Source organism: Rhodothermus marinus (genome assembly GCF_009936275.1).
GTDB classification, from domain to species: domain Bacteria; phylum Bacteroidota; class Rhodothermia; order Rhodothermales; family Rhodothermaceae; genus Rhodothermus; species Rhodothermus marinus_A.
Window position 1 is genome coordinate 2,927,704 of the sequence record NZ_AP019797.1, and the last position, 14,699, is coordinate 2,942,402.

Consider the following 14,699-nt stretch of genomic DNA (forward strand, 5'->3'; position numbering starts at 1 on the left):
GCCTCATTCCGCAACAACGGTGCCGGGCGTCCGGCGATCCAGCGAAGCCAGCAGCCGGCCGAGCTGCTCCAGCGAGGCCAGGTTGTGCACGGGCAGGAAGTGGTCGATGTAAGGCAGGGCCGCCCGCATCCCGCGCGTGAGCGGCCGATAGTGCTCGTAGCGCAGCAGCGGATTGAGCCAGATGAGCCGATAGCAACTGCGCGACAGGCGGGCCATCTCGCGCGCGAGCAGTTCCGGATCGCCCCGGTCCAGACCGTCGCTGATGATGAGCACGACGCCGCTGGCGGGCAGCACGCGCCGGAGCCAGCGGTAGTTGAACGTGCGCAGCGTCTCGCCGATGCGGGTGCCGCCGGACCAGTCCTGTACGGTGCGGCCTACCTCGGCCAGTGCCACATCCACATCGCGCAGGCGAAGCTGGCGCGTGATGCGCGTCAGACGCGTGCCGAACACGAAGCTCTCCACGCGGCGCAACCCGCCCGTGATCGCATGGAGAAAGTGCAGCAGCAGGCGGCTGTAGCGCTCCATCGAGCCGCTGATGTCGCAGAGCACGACCAGCGGCCGTGGTTTGGAGCGGGGCAGCCGCATGGCCAGCCGCAACACTTCGCCCTGATGGCGCAGCGCCCGGCGAAGCGTCCGGCGCAGATCGGGGCGTCCGCGCCGGGCACCCGACTGCCAGCGTCGCGTGCGGCGGGGCGGCAGCGGCCAGCGCAGCGTGCGCAGAAAAGCCCGCACCGCGGCCTCCTCCTCGGCCGTCATCTGCGCAAAGTCTTTGTGGCGCAGCACCTCGTCGGCGCTGTAGGTGAGCACCAGTTCCACCTCCTCGGCGGCCTCGGAGACCTCGGCGCGGGGACGCTCCGGATGCAACGCCTCCAGCGCCCGGGCCATGCCCGGGGGCGGGGTGGGCGGCACAGGCGACCGGGGCAACAGAGCGGCCAGTTCTTCCGGAATCGGCGAGCGTCCCTGCCAGAACAGCCGGAACAGCTGATCGAACAGGGCCGCCTCGCTCTGTCGCCGCACGAACACGCTGAAAAGCGCCTGCCGCACGTCCTCACGTCGCGCCACGCCGACCAGCGCGACGGCCTGCAGCGCGTCGAGCACCTGATCGGTGCCGATGACCAGACCGGCCCGCCGCAATGCCTGCGCAAAGGCCACAATGCGCGCGGCAATGTCCCCACCGGTGCGCATGGCTCAGGTTCCCCGGGTGCGTGCCGTCTCCAGCAGGCGCGTCTGCACTTCCGGCCGCTGCACCAGCTCCACGTCGTCCCGGTATTTGAGCAGGGCACCGAGCGTTTCCGATACCGTCGCCGCGTCCAGCTCGCTGCGATCCAGCGCCAGCAGCGCCTCGGCCCAGTCGAGCGTCTCGGCCACGCCCGGCGGCTTGTACAGATCCTCCTGCCGAAGTGCCTGCACGAAAGCCACCACCTGACGGGCCAGCTGCTCGGCCAGACCGGGCACGCGCCGCCGCACGATCGCCAGCTCCTTCTCAAACGACGGATATTCGACCCAGTAGTAAAGACACCGGCGCTTGAGCGCGTCGTGAATTTCGCGCGTGCGGTTCGACGTGATCACGACGACCGGCGGCACCTCGGCGCGGACGGTGCCCAGCTCGGGAATCGAGATCTGAAAATCCGAGAGCAACTCCAGCAGAAACGCCTCGAATTCTTCGTCGCTGCGGTCCAGTTCGTCAATGAGCAGCACGGGCGCCTGCCCGTCCCGGCTCTGCTGCACGGCCTGCAGCAGCGGCCGCGCGATCAGAAAGTCCGGACTGAAGATTTCGGCCAGCAGCCGGTTGCGATCGACCTGACCGCTCGCCTCGGCCAGCCGGATTTCGAGCAGCTGGCGGGCATAGTTCCACTCGTAGACGGCCGTGTGCACGTCGAGCCCCTCGTAGCACTGCAGGCGGATGAGCGGCACCCGTAGCATACGGGCCAGCACCTTGGCCACCTCCGTCTTGCCGACGCCCGGCTCGCCCTCCAGAAAGAGCGGGCGCCGCATCCGCAGCGCCAGAAAGATCGTCGTGGCCAGACTCCGCTCGGCCACGTAGTCGTGCGCGGCCAGCGCCTGCTGCACCGCCTCGATCGACTCCGGAAACATCCCGTCCGACATCGGCTCCTCCGTCTGACTTCAGCGCAAAGGACACGCGGCTGCGGCGCGAACGTTTCCCGTCAGCCCGGCACCTGCAGGTAGCGCCGACCCCAGGCCTCGATGGCCTGCACCACGCCTTCCAGCGCGCGGCCGGCTTCGGTCAGGCTGTAGCGCGTGCGGGGCGGCATGTGCGAGGTCACTTCCTTTTCGATCACTCCCAGCTCCACGAGCCGCTCCAGTCGTTGGGCCAGCGTGGCCGAGTTGCACCCGCCAATGGCCCGCGCCAGCTCGTTGAAGCCCCGGGGCGCCTCCAGCAGCGCCCGGATGATGTGCAGCGTCCATTTCTCCTGCAGCAGCTCGATCGCCGCATAGACCGGACAGAACCGCTCTTCTCCGTTCATCACAACACGTTAACACTTTGTTACACACTTTACAAGCTAAAGCACTTGACTTTTCAAAGCAACAGGCGTTTATTTGTTGAAACAAATAACTAACTGGAGGGTGCCCTATGGAAGTCGTGTTCTGGATCGGACGCATTCTGTTCGGCGGCTACTTCATCCTGAGCGGGCTCAACCACTTCATCATGCTGAACCAGATGGCGCCGTATGCGGCCGCCAAGAAGGTGCCGGCGCCCAAGCTGGCCGTCATCGTGACGGGTCTGATGCTGCTGGCCGGCGGCCTGGCCGTGCTGACCGGCCTGTACGTACGGCTCGGCCTGTGGCTGCTGGTCATCTTTCTGGTGTTCGTGACGCCCTGGATGCACAACTTCTGGACCGTGCAGGATCCCATGCAGCGCATGGGCGAGCAGGTGAACTTCTTCAAGAATCTCGGCCTGCTGGGCGCGGTCCTGCTGCTGCTGTACTTCTGGAGCTGATGCGCTTCGGAAAAGCACGATAAAAAGCCCGGGCGCGCACGCTGCGCGCCTGTTTTTCAATCTTTCCAAAAACCGGAGCATACCATGGCTGGAATCATCGGTGTAACCGGCGCAAGCGGTCATCTGGGCCGTCGCGTGGTGGAACTGTTGCTGGAAAACGTATCGGCCGAACGGATCCGGGCACTGACGCGCCACCCGGAGAAGATCGCCGACCTGGCAGCGCGGGGCGTCTCGGTCGGCGCGGGCGACTTCGCACGGTCGGACGAACTGACCCGGGCGCTGGAGGGTGTCGAGCGGCTGCTATTGATCAGCACCGACGACCTGCATCCCGGAGCGCGGGTCAGGTTGCACCGCCAGGCCATCGAAGCCGCCCGAAAAGCAGGGGTGCGCTATGTGGCCTATACCTCGGCCACGCGCGCCGACACCAACCCGGTGAGCTTCATGCGCGATCACGCGGAGACCGAGGCGGCGCTCCGTGAAAGCGGCCTGGCCTGGACGCTCCTGCGCAACAACCTCTACGCCGAGACGCTGCTCATGGTGGCGCCGGTGGCGCTCCAGACCGGCGTGTTGCAACTTCCGGCCGACGACGGGCGCGTCGGGTTCGTGGCCCGCGAGGACTGCGCCCGGATGGCGGCGGCCGTCCTGCTCGACCCGGCTCACGAAGGCAAAATCTACGAGGTGACGGGGCCGGAGGCGCTCGGTTATGCCGAGGCGGCCGCGATCCTGTCGGAACTGAGCGGGCGGCCGGTCCGCTACGAGCCGGTCTCGCCGGAAGCCTACCGTCAGGCCATGGCGGCCGCCGGCCTGCCCGACTTCGTCATCGACGCCATGACGTCGATGTATCAGGGCGTGGCGCAGGGCGCTTTCGACCTGGTCACGTCGGTCGTGCAGGAGGTGACCGGTCGGGCGCCGCTGACCGTGCGTCAGGCGCTCGAGGCGCAGCGGGCGGCCCTGCAACCGGCCGGATGAGCCGTCGCGACCATTGCCCGGAATTTTTCGAACGCCCGGGTCATCGACCCGGGCGTTCATGTCCGCATTGAGCGAAGGCGAACGCGATGGGTCGAGGTGCCCCGACGCAGGCCAGGAGCTGAAATCCAGTAGTTCTGAGCACAGGTCACCAGGCGACTCCGTTATCATGGAAATCGGACTGTACAGCTTTGGCGAACGTACGATCGATCCGGAGACCGGTCGGCTCATTTCGCCGGCCGAGCGCATGCGGCGGTTGCTGGAAGAGATCGAGCTGGCCGACCAGGTAGGGCTGGACGTGTTCGGCGTCGGGGAGCACCACCGGCCGGACTATATCGTCTCGGCGCCGGCCGTGGTGCTGGCGGCGGCCGCCGCGCGCACGCGACGCATCCGGCTCACCAGCGCGGTGAACGTGCTGAGCTCGGACGATCCGATCCGCGTCTTTCAGCAGTTTGCCACGCTGGATCTCATCTCCGACGGACGGGCCGAGATCATGGTCGGGCGAGGCTCGTTCATCGAGTCGTTCCCGCTCTTCGGTTACGATCTAAACGACTACGACGCGCTCTTCGAAGAGAAGCTGGCCCTGCTGCTCCGCCTTCGGGAATCGGAGCATGTCACCTGGCCGGGCGGCCGTTTTACGCACCCGATTCCCGGACTGGGCGTCTATCCCCGTCCCATTCAGAACCCGCTGCCGGTCTGGATCGCGGTGGGCGGCACACCGGCCTCGGCGGTGCGGGCCGGTCGGCTGGGCCTGCCCATGGCCCTGGGGATCATCGGTGGACTGCCCGAGCGCTTCGTGCCCCTGGTCGAGCTGTATCGCCAGACGGCCCGTCAGGCCGGCCATACGCCCCGGGTGAGCATCAATTCACATGGCTTTCTGGCCGACACCTCGCAGGAAGCACGCGACACGGCTTTTCCGGCCTTCAAGCTGCAGATGGACAGGATCGGCCGCGAGCGTGGCTGGCCGCCCATGACCCGGGAGCAGTTCGAGGCTTCCTGCACGCTACGCGGGGCCAACTTCGTGGGGAGTCCGCAGGAAGTGATCGAAAAAATACTTTTCCAGTACGAGCTGTTCGGGCACGATCGGTTTCTGCTGCAGCTCACGGTGGGCACGCTGCCCCATCGGAAGGTGCTGCATGCGATTGAACTGCTGGGCACGAAGGTCGCGCCCGTCGTGCGCCGGGAGATTGCACGCCGGCGGGCGGCCGCCTCGTCCGAGATCAGTTCATCGCCATGAGCAGCCCGGCCGCGTCCAGCAGGAAGACCTCGACGCGATTGTGCGAGGCGTTATAGCCGGTACCGGCCAGGTAGCGGCCGTTGTACGAGACCACGGGAGCTCCCCAGAACGTGGAGCCGCGCGAGAGCAGGCCGTCGTAAACTTTCTTCAGCCGACGCATCTTGCCTTCCTGCCAGTGGAAGGTATGCCAGACGCCTTCTTTGTCCTGAGCGACGCCGACAATAACCGTCCCGTCCTCGGAGACCCAGACGGCCTTGCTGTCCCAGCCGCCCAGTGTGCCCAGGTCCTCCATGCCGGTTTCGGCCGTCCAGCGGAAGGCCCGGCGACGGCCCCGGGCATCTTCGGCCATGCCTACCACGACGCGTCCATCGGCCGAGACGGCCAGCGCCTGGCTCCAGTTGCCGCCCAGCGTCCCCAGGTCCTCCATGCCGCCTTCCGGCGTCCAGCGAAACGCCCGACGCTGTCCGCGTTCGTCTTCGGCCATGCCCACCACGACGCGCCCGTCGGCCGAGACAGCCAGCGCCTCGCTTTCCGAGCCGCCCAGCGTCCCCAGATCCGCCATGCCACCTTCCGGCGTCCATCGGAAGGCCCGGAAGCGTCCGTAGCCATCTTCTGCCGTGCCCACGACCACCTGACCGCTGGCCGAGACGGCCATGGCTTCGCTTTCCGAGCCGCCCAGCGTGCCCAGATCCGCCATGCCGGCCTCGACCGTCCACCGAAACGCCCGCGTATGGCCATGGCCGTTTTCGGCCATGCCCACCACGACGCGTCCGTCACCCGACACGGCCAGCGCCTGGCTCCGCACGCCGCCCAGCGTACCCAGATCCTGACGTCCTTCCCACACCGACCACCGGAACGCCCGGCTGCGCCCCTGCTCGTCACGGGCAACGCCCACGACCACCGCCCCGTTGGCCGAGACGCCCGTCAGCCGGTGCACTTCGGTTTCCTTCAGATCTACCCAGGTAAAGGACTGCGCATATGCCGCACTCCCGATCCACCAGGCAAAGCCCAGAAAAGCCAGCCAGAGCCACGTCAGACGTTTCATGATAGATACTTCCGGTTTGTTTACAGCCATCGAAAGGCCGAGATGCCCCTTACAGGTATCGGCGGCCTTTTGGAAAACTTTAGCGACTTTTTCGGTGGGGCTGTAAAACATACAAGAATGAACACCATGCATGCAACCTTTCCGTCGCGCATTCGCGCGCTGACGCTGCGCGTGCGCGACCTGAGCACGCAGCGCGTTTTTTACCATGAACTGCTGGGGCTGCCGCTACAGGAATCCGGCACCGATCGGCTCGTGCTGGCGCCGGAAAGCGGCGCGTTCACGCTGGAGCTGATCGCCGACCCCTCGGCCCCGCTGCGTCCCTGGCCTACGATCGGGCTCTACCACTTTGCGCTCTTACTGCCTGATCGGACTGCTCTGGCGGCGGTGGCCGCACGGCTGCTGGCCCGGAATGTCTTTTTCGAAGGGGCAGCCGACCATGCCGTCTCCGAAGCGCTTTACTTCCGGGATCCGGAAGGGAACGGGCTGGAGCTGTATGCGGACCGGCCGCCCGAGCTGTGGCCGCGCCGGGGCCCGCTCATGGTGACCGAACCGCTGGACCTCGAAGCGCTGCTGCGCGGCGCCCGACCGGCCCCGCTCCCTCCGGACGTGCGCATCGGACACCTGCACCTGCACGTGCCCGACCTGGACGAAGCCGAGCGGTTCTTTGCCGGCCGGCTGGGGATGACCGTAACGCTGCGCACCTATCCCGGCGCCCGCTTCTTCGCCTACGACGGCTATCACCACCACATCGGCGCCAACATCTGGGCGCGCGGACGCCGTGCGCCGGACCATGCAACCGGCCTGCTGGCTTACGCGCTGCAGGTCCCGGAAGAAATAGCCTGCACGCTCCCGCCCACGCTGCAGGATCCGGCCGGCGTCACCGTGTATGTCCGGACCGCCGGCGCGTAGCCTTCAGCCGCACTGGCAGGAGTGTCGGGCAGGTCTTCAGGATCAATCTTCCATCCGACTGCTCCCAGCCGTTCGCGACCGAAGCCGTCCGTGGCCATGCAGCAATGGTCACCACGGGTGCCGACCCGAAGGCTACCCGCCTGGCCTACGAGGCGCTCCAGCGCGAGGCGGCCCGGGCTTCATACGGAACGCTTGTTTCCGTTCAGGTAAGCCAGCGTCCCAAATGACCCAGCGCCCATGAAATCAACACGATGAGCACAAAATAGGCCGTCAGTGTTCCGTAGGTAGGCGCGTTACGGCGAAGCTCCCGCCACAGCTCACGGCCGATCGGTTCCTCCTCGGCCGGGGAGACCCGGCGTCCCTGCAGTACTGCGACTCCCAGCGTTACGATACAGCCAATCGCATTCCACCAGAGCCAGGACACCTCGGCCTCGAAGCGCAGCCAGAGCACCAGGTTCATGCCCACGCCGGCCAGCAACCCGGCGATCACGCCGGCCCCGGTGGCCCGTCGGCTCAGAATAGCCAGCAGGAAAGCGGCCAGTATGGGGCCGTAGAAGACCGAGCCAATTTTGTTGATGCCCTCGATGACGGTCGGTGCCAGTCCACCGGCCAGAAAGGCAAAACCGGTGCAGAGCAGGCCCCAGACCACGGTCATCAGGCGGGAGATATTCAGATAATGCCGATCGCTCGCTTCGGGCCGTACGTAGCGCGCGTAGATATCCTGCACGGTGGCCGCCGCCAGCGAGTTGAACGCCGAGTCAATGCTTGACATGACTGCAGCGAACATGGCGGCCAGCAGCACACCCGTGATGCCCGTCGGCACATAGTGCTTGATGAAAACCGGAATCATGTAGTCCGGATGCTCGGGCGGAACCAGCGCCGCAAATTCGGGGACCGCTTTCAGAAACCCTGCAAAGAAAAACCCGACCAGAATGTAGGAGAGCACCAGCGGAAAACGCCCGATACCGTTGATGAACAACGCACGCCGGGCCGTTTCAATCGAAGGCGTCGAGAGTACCCGTTGAATCTGGCTCTGATCACAGCCGTAGTAGGAACTGTAGAGAAAGAATCCACCCAGCACCATGGGCCAGAAGCCGAACGTAGCGCCGTCGCCCAGGCCATGCGCCCAGTTCAGGGCGTGTACCCGTTCGTCGGGAATGAGCGGAAGCAGATTTTCCCAACCGCCTCCATAGTGAATCACATAGCCCAGCACGATAAAAATGCCAATCCACAGGACAAACAACTGTACAACGTCGCTCCATACGTCGGCCGCAATGCCCCCCATGGTCGTGTAGAGCAACGAGATCCCACCCACCAGCAGAATGGCCACCGCCAGCGATGTCCCCAGAATCGTCGAGAGCAGAATGGCCGCTGCGTAAATGCTGACCCCCGTGGCCAGTCCCCGACTGATCTGAAAGATCGCGCTAAAAGCCAGGCGCGTTCCGGCTCCGAAGCGGCGCTCCAGGTATTCATAAACCGTAATCACATTGGCCCGATGGAACGTCCGAGCCAGTACGGCCATCACCAGAATCATGGCCAGTGGTACGGCAAACTCGTACTGCAACCACTGGAGTCCCCCTCCCGGCCGCAACGCCACAAAGGCCGGTGCACTGATCATGCTGATCACGCCGGCCTGTGTGGCCATCATTGAAGCCCCGATTGCCCAGGCCGGCATGCGGCGTCCACCCAGGAAATAATCGGCGCGCCCGGCATATCGGCGCCCGATCATGTAGGAGAACAGTACCAATCCCAGGAAATATCCCCCGATGATAAGGTAATCCAGGATGGTAATCATGGGGCAGGACGTTCGGTTGGTTCAGCCGAAAACAGGATCCCCGCGTCTCCTATGCAAGGATTGATGGCCGTTGCAACAGAAAACGTCCATTGCGCTGGCGCTCCAGCCGATCAAAAAACTGGGACACCTGCAGCACCAGCCCGAAATTATCCTGCACCTCACGCAGCGTCGTTTCGTAAAAATCGTGCTCCCGCGACGCCGTCGCATCGGCCAGAAGGACAACATCGTAGCCCCGATTGAAGGCATCCCGCAGGGAAGACTCCACGCAGATGGCCGTATCGATCCCGGTAAATACCAGGGTATCCACCCGCATCGCACGCAGCCAGAGTTCCAGCTCGGTATCCTGAAAGATTGAGTCCCGACGCTTTTCCACGATCAGATCATCCGGAGCCGGCTGCAGTGCTTCGATAATATCGGCATCCCAGGTATCCCGGATGGCAATGTGCGCGCGGCGAATGCGCTCCAGTCGCTTGGGAGGAAGGATGCGGTGCACGCGATCGAGCAGATCGATGCCCGAGCGTTCGCGAACGGCTTTGGAAAAAATAACCGGCATGCGAAGCGCCCGAGCCCGTCGATACGCCTCCTGCACGGCCGGAACAATCTGCTGATAATGATCCCGCCGGTATCCCAGCTTGTGGAACGAGCCCCCCTCGGCTATAAAACAGTTCTGCATATCGACAATCACCAGGGCGGGACGTAGCGAATAGGTCTGCATGGCATTTTCTTTTTCTTTGATCAATTGGCGGTCAGGGCGACAACCCTGGCCTTCCGATCGCGCGTAAGCGGCACCGAGCCAGGCCGGGCATCCTGCACGCGGGGAATCGCAATGCGATGCGTCCGCGTCACCTGATAGAGCAGACCGGCAATGGCCGGACTGCTGTCCGGATCGACGCCGTAGCGATAGTTGCTGCCATAGTCGCACAACATTTCCCGCTTGCCGGGCAACGCACTACGCAGGTTTCGCCGGGCGACCTCCTCCAGCACGTCGCCCACAGAGGCCCCATCCTGGGCTCGCACCTTGGCTCCAAAAGCAATCCATTCCGGCACACCACGGCTCGCCGCCAGCCGCCGGTGTATCCACTTCCCTTCGGCCCTGGCGTCCGGTAACTTCAGCCGCGGATCCATCCGCATGGCTACCCGCAGCAGATCGCGATCCAGGAAGGGGGCGCGCAGCTCGACACTGTGCGCCATCGAGGTACGATCCTCGCGCTCGAGCGTGTCGACATATAGCGCATCAATGTCCTCCCAGAGCCGGGCATGCAGGGCCAGTGGGCCTTCGCGCTGTAGCACCTCACGATACCAGTCGTAGCCGGCAAACAATTCGTCAGCCGCCTGTCCGGAATAAAGCACGCGATGACCATCCCGGGCGGCGGCCTTCGTAGCCAGATACATCGGAATGGCCGCTCCGACCTGGACCGGACCGTTCATTTCGATCGCCCGGATGATCTCCGGCAGTTCGGCGGCCACCAGCTCGGGCGTCAGTTCCGTCACGCGCACCGATAGTCCCAGCGTGCGCGCCAGCCGTTTCACCAACTGCACGTCCGAAGCCTCGGGCTGCCCCACGCAGTAGCCGGTCACCTCCAGGCCCCGATCCACCAGCGCCTTGGCCAGCAACGTGCTGTCCACTCCGCCGGAAAGCAATACGGCCACCCGCCGCTGGCCAATCGTGCGTTTGGCAATCGCCTGATCGAATGCATCGGCATAGGCCTCCAGGGCCTCGCTCTCCTCTCGCAGGTTGATGGGCGGGCGCTCCAGCGCTACCCCCGGCCGCACCTGCACTTCGTTCTCCTGGATGACCAGCAGATGCCCGGGCGGCAACCGCAGGACGGACGACGTGTGCGCGACCAGTGCCTTGGCTTCCGAAGCAAAACGCACCGGCCAGGTAGGCGTGAAATAGACCGGCTTCTTCCCGAAGGGATCACGGGCCACTACGACCGCCTGCCCATCCGTTACCGCAAAGGCATACATGCCATCGAGCAGTGGCAGCGCAGCCTGTACTGCCTCGGCCAGATCTCCCCTGTAATAGCATTCGATCAGGTGAACCAGTACCTCGCTATCACTCCGGGTCTGCAGACGATGCCCCTTCAGCAGCGCCCGCAGCTCCTGATAATTGTAGATTTCACCATTATGGATGAGCCGCAACCGCCCGTCACAGCTGGCCATCGGCTGGCGCGCGGCTGGCCCCCCGACAATTTCCAGCCGACAATGCCCCAGACTGACGCGGGCCTGTCGTCCCTGCACACGGGCGGCCAGTCCTTCCAACCGCACATCCTGAATCACCTCCCCATCGGCATACAGGCCCACTGCATCCGGACCACGATGACGCGTGTGTTGCAGCAAGAACAGGGTTTCTTCAATAGAGGACGACTCCGAGGCTACACAGCCAACAATCGAGCACATGGCAATCTGGCGTAACGGTTACTTCGAGAATCAGATAGGTTCTTCCTTTCCCGCGGATTAGAAGATCAGTAACGCGGGCGGAGGACGACGCGCAAGCCCGAAATAGTAACCGTCCGCAAGCATCAGTTGCCTCGTAAGGCCATTCAGATAGGATCCGAACGGATATGGTTATGAATAACGGCTATCGAATGTTTCGAATTGGACTATTTTGGCAATGAAAGATCTGACTTTCAGAAGGTTACATAAAACGTCCAGCGCAGGTACACATCGGTATCCAGCGCGTCCGCATCGTAGGTAACCAGCTCGATGTTGGGCATAAAGTGGACCCGATCGTTCATTGCCAGATCCAGCCCGGCAATCCAGAGCGTGGCTTTCGAGGTGGTGGCAAACGGAATGTAGGCGATCGACGAACCCTTCGGGTTCGGATCCAGCAGGCGATCGACCCGCCCGAACAGGTTCACCTTCTCACCGGCCCGCCCCACAACAAAACCCGACACGTAGCGCAGGGTACGATCCCGGCCCCGTTCCACGTCGACCTGCTGCGCCTCGTAGACCAGTCCGACACGGAGCGCCTCGGTCCGGTAGGCCCCGAAGCCATGCCAGGTGGTGGTCACGGCATTCGCAGCCGTACGGGCATAATCCACATATCCCTCCACCACGAAGGCTTCGTTCGGAAAGAACTGCAACGCCAGCGCCAGTTTCTTTCCACGGTAGCCCTCCGACCGGGTCCCTTCGCCATTGCCAAACGTGGCATGATAGCGTACCACGCCGTCGCCGGTCAGCTCGCCTCGAAGCGCCACGCCGAATTCGCGCGAAGAGCCCAGCCGCTGCAGGTCGGACGGCGCCTTTTCCACGGGGCGATAGCCCCAGACCGATTCGATCAGATTGAACAGGGCCGATGGCGAAATGCCCAGATAGAGCTCGTGCCGATCACTGAACCGCCAGCGCAGGTAGGCATCCTTCACGAAAGGAACGGCGTCACCCGCCGTAAAATTACCAGGCGAATTCATTTCGAGCCGCAATCGGAAGGCAAAGTCGTCGCCCAAGTCGTGATCATAGGTGAAATAAATCCGGCGAAACCAGAAACCATTCTGATCCTTCAGCGCCTCGTCGTGATGGCTGGCGATGTAATAGAAATCGCCAAACGCCAGGCCGCTGATGCGCCCCTGTCCGAAGACGACGGCCGGCCATAGCAGGCACGCCAGAAGCAGTCCCGATACGTAACGCATACGGATCGATCCGGTTGGCATTGCGCACAGAGCGGCCGCATGTTACATAATCAAAACGTAATCTTTTGTTAACTTCGACCAAATTCTGCGCTCCGGCATCATGGTATACGATTTCCAGAAAATCATAGTGCACGTGAGAAAGCACGGGCGCACACGGCGGTGCGCCCCTACCAATCCTTGATGTTTCCCCTATCCCGTAGGGGCGGACCACTGTGCCCGCCCTATCATGCCCGCCAGATCACATCCGCTACACGGGAGGTGGATCCTCATGCATCGGTAAATCAGCGTTCCTATAGTACATGCGCGCGAAATTCTATGCCCTGTTTTCTTCCCCGAGCTGCAAGCTGCGTCCGCCCTGCCGCAGCCGCCGGATCACGCCCCGGGTAAGTCCCCTTACCGGAACCAGATCAGAATCCACGCAATGAGCACAAGCAGGCCCAGCGCCTGGATGCGGTAGTTCTGGTACCAGGGCAGGCCGGCCAGCTCACGGGACTCCTGGCGGAAGAATTCCGGCGACCAGGTCAACCCTTCCACCTCCTCGGGCGCAGGTGGCGGCTGCAGCAGGCTGACCACGACCATGGCGATCACGCTGATCGCCAGCAGAATGGGCGGCAGGTAGAGAAAGTGCAGCACGGGCACACCGGCGGCCACCAGCGCCTGCTGCTCGGGCGAAAGCGGTCCCGTCTGCACGATGAGCCGATCCGTCAGGTTCAGCCCCAGAAACACTACAGCGGCCAGATGCCCCACCACCAGCCCGACAAAGGCACTGCTGCGCGTGGCCCGTTTCCAGAAGATGCCCACCAGGAAGCAGGCCACCACCGGCGGCGCCAGATAGGCCAGCATGGCCTGCAGGTAGGTCCACAGATTCGGGAAGCGCACGATCTGCGGCGCCCAGAGAATGGCCAGCGCCATGAAGACCGCCGTCACCCAGCGCCCGGCTCCGACCAGCTCGTGGCTGTCCCGACGTTTGAAGCGCCGGATGAAGTCCATCGTGACGAGCGTCGAGGCCGAGTTCAGCGTCGAGTCGACGCTCGACATGATGGCGGCCACCAGCGCCGTGATCACGATGCCGCGGACACCCACCGGAAGCAGATCGAACAAGAGCGTCGGGAAGACCAGGTCCGTGTTGGCCGCCAGCGCCGGAAACTGCTCGGGCGGGTACAGGATACGGGCGAAGATGCCCGGCAGCACCATGATGAACAGCACGGGCAGCTTCAGCAGTCCGGCAAAGAGCGAGCCCCAGCGGCCGTGGTTCAGGTCGCGCGCGCCCAGCACACGCTGCACCATGAACTGGTTCGTGCACCAGAAATAGAAGCCCAGTATAAAGACCCCCGTCACCAGCCCCGGCCACGGCAGCACCGGATCGTCGGCCGGACGGATGATGCTCAGATCGCTCTCCGGAATCTGCGCCGTTACCACGTCCCAGGAGCCCACCGCCTTGAACGAGAGCACGGCCACCAGCACCGCCCCCAGCAACAGCAGCACGGCCTGCACGGCGTCGGTGTAGACGACGGCCTTCAGGCCGCCCGCCACCGTGTAGAGCCCGGCCAGCAGACCGAGCACGGCCACCGCCAGCCACATGGGCACCTGTGGGTAGAGAATCTGCACGACCAGCGCCCCGGCGTACAGCGCACCGGCCGTGTCCACCATGATGTTGAGCAGGATGAGCAGTCCGGAAAAGTACACGCGGGCGCGCCCGTCGAAGCGCCGCTCCAGAAACTCCGGGATCGTATAGATGCGCGTGCGCAGGTAGAACGGCAGGATGAAGATCACGAAAAAGATGAGCACGAGCGTGGCCATCCACTCGTAGTTGTAGACCGAGATGCCCGTGCCGTAGGCGCTCGAGGCCAGTCCCAGCAGCGTACTGGAGGACACGTTCGAGGCGAACAGTGAAAAGCCGATCAGCCACCAGGTGAGCGAGCGACCGGCCAGGAAGTAGTCGTCGGCCGTTTCCATGCGGCGGGCCAGGTAGAGCCCCAGCCAGACGATGAAGACCACGTAGAGGCCGACGGCGGCCAGATCGAGCCAGGCAAATTCAAACGAAGGCATGGCGTTTGACTTCCGAAAATGAAAGCGCTAACACCCGTCGCGCCCAAAGATCGGAAATTCTGTTCGATTTCGCCAGCCCTTTCGGAAGCGCTCCGGTCGTTTTTTTTTGT

General features: G+C 63.9%; 14 protein-coding genes. 5 read left to right on the forward strand and 9 right to left on the reverse strand.

What is annotated here, in order from left to right; genetic code table 11:
- Nucleotides 1-3: 3 nt before the first annotated feature.
- The 3 genes from GYH26_RS12795 to GYH26_RS12805 are packed head-to-tail and all read right to left on the reverse strand — an operon-like array spanning nt 4 to nt 2,486.
- A complete protein-coding gene (locus GYH26_RS12795; RefSeq protein ID WP_161541981.1) occupies nt 4-1,185 on the reverse strand; it encodes a vWA domain-containing protein in 1,182 nt (393 codons plus the stop codon).
- A 3-nt stretch (nt 1,186-1,188) separates the two neighbouring features.
- Nucleotides 1,189-2,106 (reverse strand): AAA family ATPase, encoded by a 918-nt coding sequence (locus GYH26_RS12800; RefSeq protein WP_161541982.1) that lies wholly within the window; start codon nt 2,104-2,106, stop codon nt 1,189-1,191.
- Nucleotides 2,107-2,165: 59 nt separating this feature from the next.
- Nucleotides 2,166-2,486 (reverse strand): winged helix-turn-helix transcriptional regulator, encoded by a 321-nt coding sequence (locus GYH26_RS12805; RefSeq protein ID WP_161541983.1) that lies wholly within the window; start codon nt 2,484-2,486, stop codon nt 2,166-2,168.
- A 107-nt stretch (nt 2,487-2,593) separates the two neighbouring features.
- On the opposite strand from GYH26_RS12805, the gene GYH26_RS12810 reads away from it, so the two are divergent.
- The 3 genes from GYH26_RS12810 to GYH26_RS12820 all read left to right on the forward strand — a co-directional run bounded on the left by GYH26_RS12810 (nt 2,594) and on the right by GYH26_RS12820 (nt 5,162).
- Entirely contained in the window at nt 2,594-2,959 is a 366-nt protein-coding gene (locus tag GYH26_RS12810; protein ID WP_161541984.1) for a DoxX family protein, read from the forward strand.
- Nucleotides 2,960-3,043: 84 nt separating this feature from the next.
- Nucleotides 3,044-3,928, forward strand: coding sequence for an SDR family oxidoreductase (locus GYH26_RS12815; RefSeq protein ID WP_161541985.1), 885 nt, complete (start codon nt 3,044-3,046; stop codon nt 3,926-3,928).
- Nucleotides 3,929-4,094: 166 nt separating this feature from the next.
- Nucleotides 4,095-5,162: an LLM class flavin-dependent oxidoreductase gene (locus GYH26_RS12820; protein WP_161541986.1), complete on the forward strand. Its 1,068-nt coding sequence runs from the start codon at nt 4,095-4,097 to the stop codon at nt 5,160-5,162.
- Here the strand turns inward: GYH26_RS12820 and GYH26_RS12825 are convergent.
- Nucleotides 5,146-6,207 (reverse strand): HAF repeat-containing protein, encoded by a 1,062-nt coding sequence (locus GYH26_RS12825; protein WP_242006424.1) that lies wholly within the window; start codon nt 6,205-6,207, stop codon nt 5,146-5,148. The genes GYH26_RS12820 and GYH26_RS12825 overlap by 17 nt on opposite strands.
- 126 nt (nt 6,208-6,333) lie before the next feature.
- On the opposite strand from GYH26_RS12825, the gene GYH26_RS12830 reads away from it, so the two are divergent.
- Both GYH26_RS12830 and GYH26_RS15370 read left to right on the forward strand, forming a co-directional pair.
- On the forward strand, nt 6,334-7,116 hold the full coding sequence (locus GYH26_RS12830; protein WP_161541988.1) for a VOC family protein: 783 nt from the start codon (nt 6,334-6,336) through the stop codon (nt 7,114-7,116).
- A 104-nt stretch (nt 7,117-7,220) separates the two neighbouring features.
- The gene (locus tag GYH26_RS15370; protein WP_262886183.1) at nt 7,221-7,343 is read left to right on the forward strand and encodes a hypothetical protein; all 123 of its coding nucleotides are present in this window, start codon (nt 7,221-7,223) and stop codon (nt 7,341-7,343) included.
- On the opposite strand, the gene GYH26_RS12835 is transcribed toward GYH26_RS15370, so the two are convergent.
- The 5 genes from GYH26_RS12835 to GYH26_RS12855 all read right to left on the reverse strand — a co-directional run bounded on the left by GYH26_RS12835 (nt 7,319) and on the right by GYH26_RS12855 (nt 14,589).
- On the reverse strand, nt 7,319-8,911 hold the full coding sequence (locus GYH26_RS12835; RefSeq protein ID WP_161541989.1) for a sodium:solute symporter: 1,593 nt from the start codon (nt 8,909-8,911) through the stop codon (nt 7,319-7,321). The two genes, GYH26_RS15370 and GYH26_RS12835, sit on opposite strands and share 25 nt — an antisense overlap.
- A gap of 49 nt (nt 8,912-8,960) precedes the next feature.
- Nucleotides 8,961-9,626 (reverse strand): cysteine hydrolase family protein, encoded by a 666-nt coding sequence (locus GYH26_RS12840; protein WP_161541990.1) that lies wholly within the window; start codon nt 9,624-9,626, stop codon nt 8,961-8,963.
- Between the two features lie 20 nt (nt 9,627-9,646).
- Nucleotides 9,647-11,311 (reverse strand): asparagine synthase (glutamine-hydrolyzing), encoded by a 1,665-nt coding sequence (asnB, locus tag GYH26_RS12845; protein WP_161541991.1) that lies wholly within the window; start codon nt 11,309-11,311, stop codon nt 9,647-9,649.
- A gap of 230 nt (nt 11,312-11,541) precedes the next feature.
- Nucleotides 11,542-12,540: a porin gene (locus GYH26_RS12850; protein WP_242006426.1), complete on the reverse strand. Its 999-nt coding sequence runs from the start codon at nt 12,538-12,540 to the stop codon at nt 11,542-11,544.
- Nucleotides 12,541-12,933: 393 nt separating this feature from the next.
- Nucleotides 12,934-14,589 carry a sodium:solute symporter gene (locus GYH26_RS12855; RefSeq protein ID WP_161541993.1) on the reverse strand — a complete coding sequence of 552 codons (1,656 nt, stop codon included), beginning with the start codon at nt 14,587-14,589 and terminating at the stop codon, nt 12,934-12,936.
- Between the last annotated feature and the right edge of the window lie 110 nt (nt 14,590-14,699).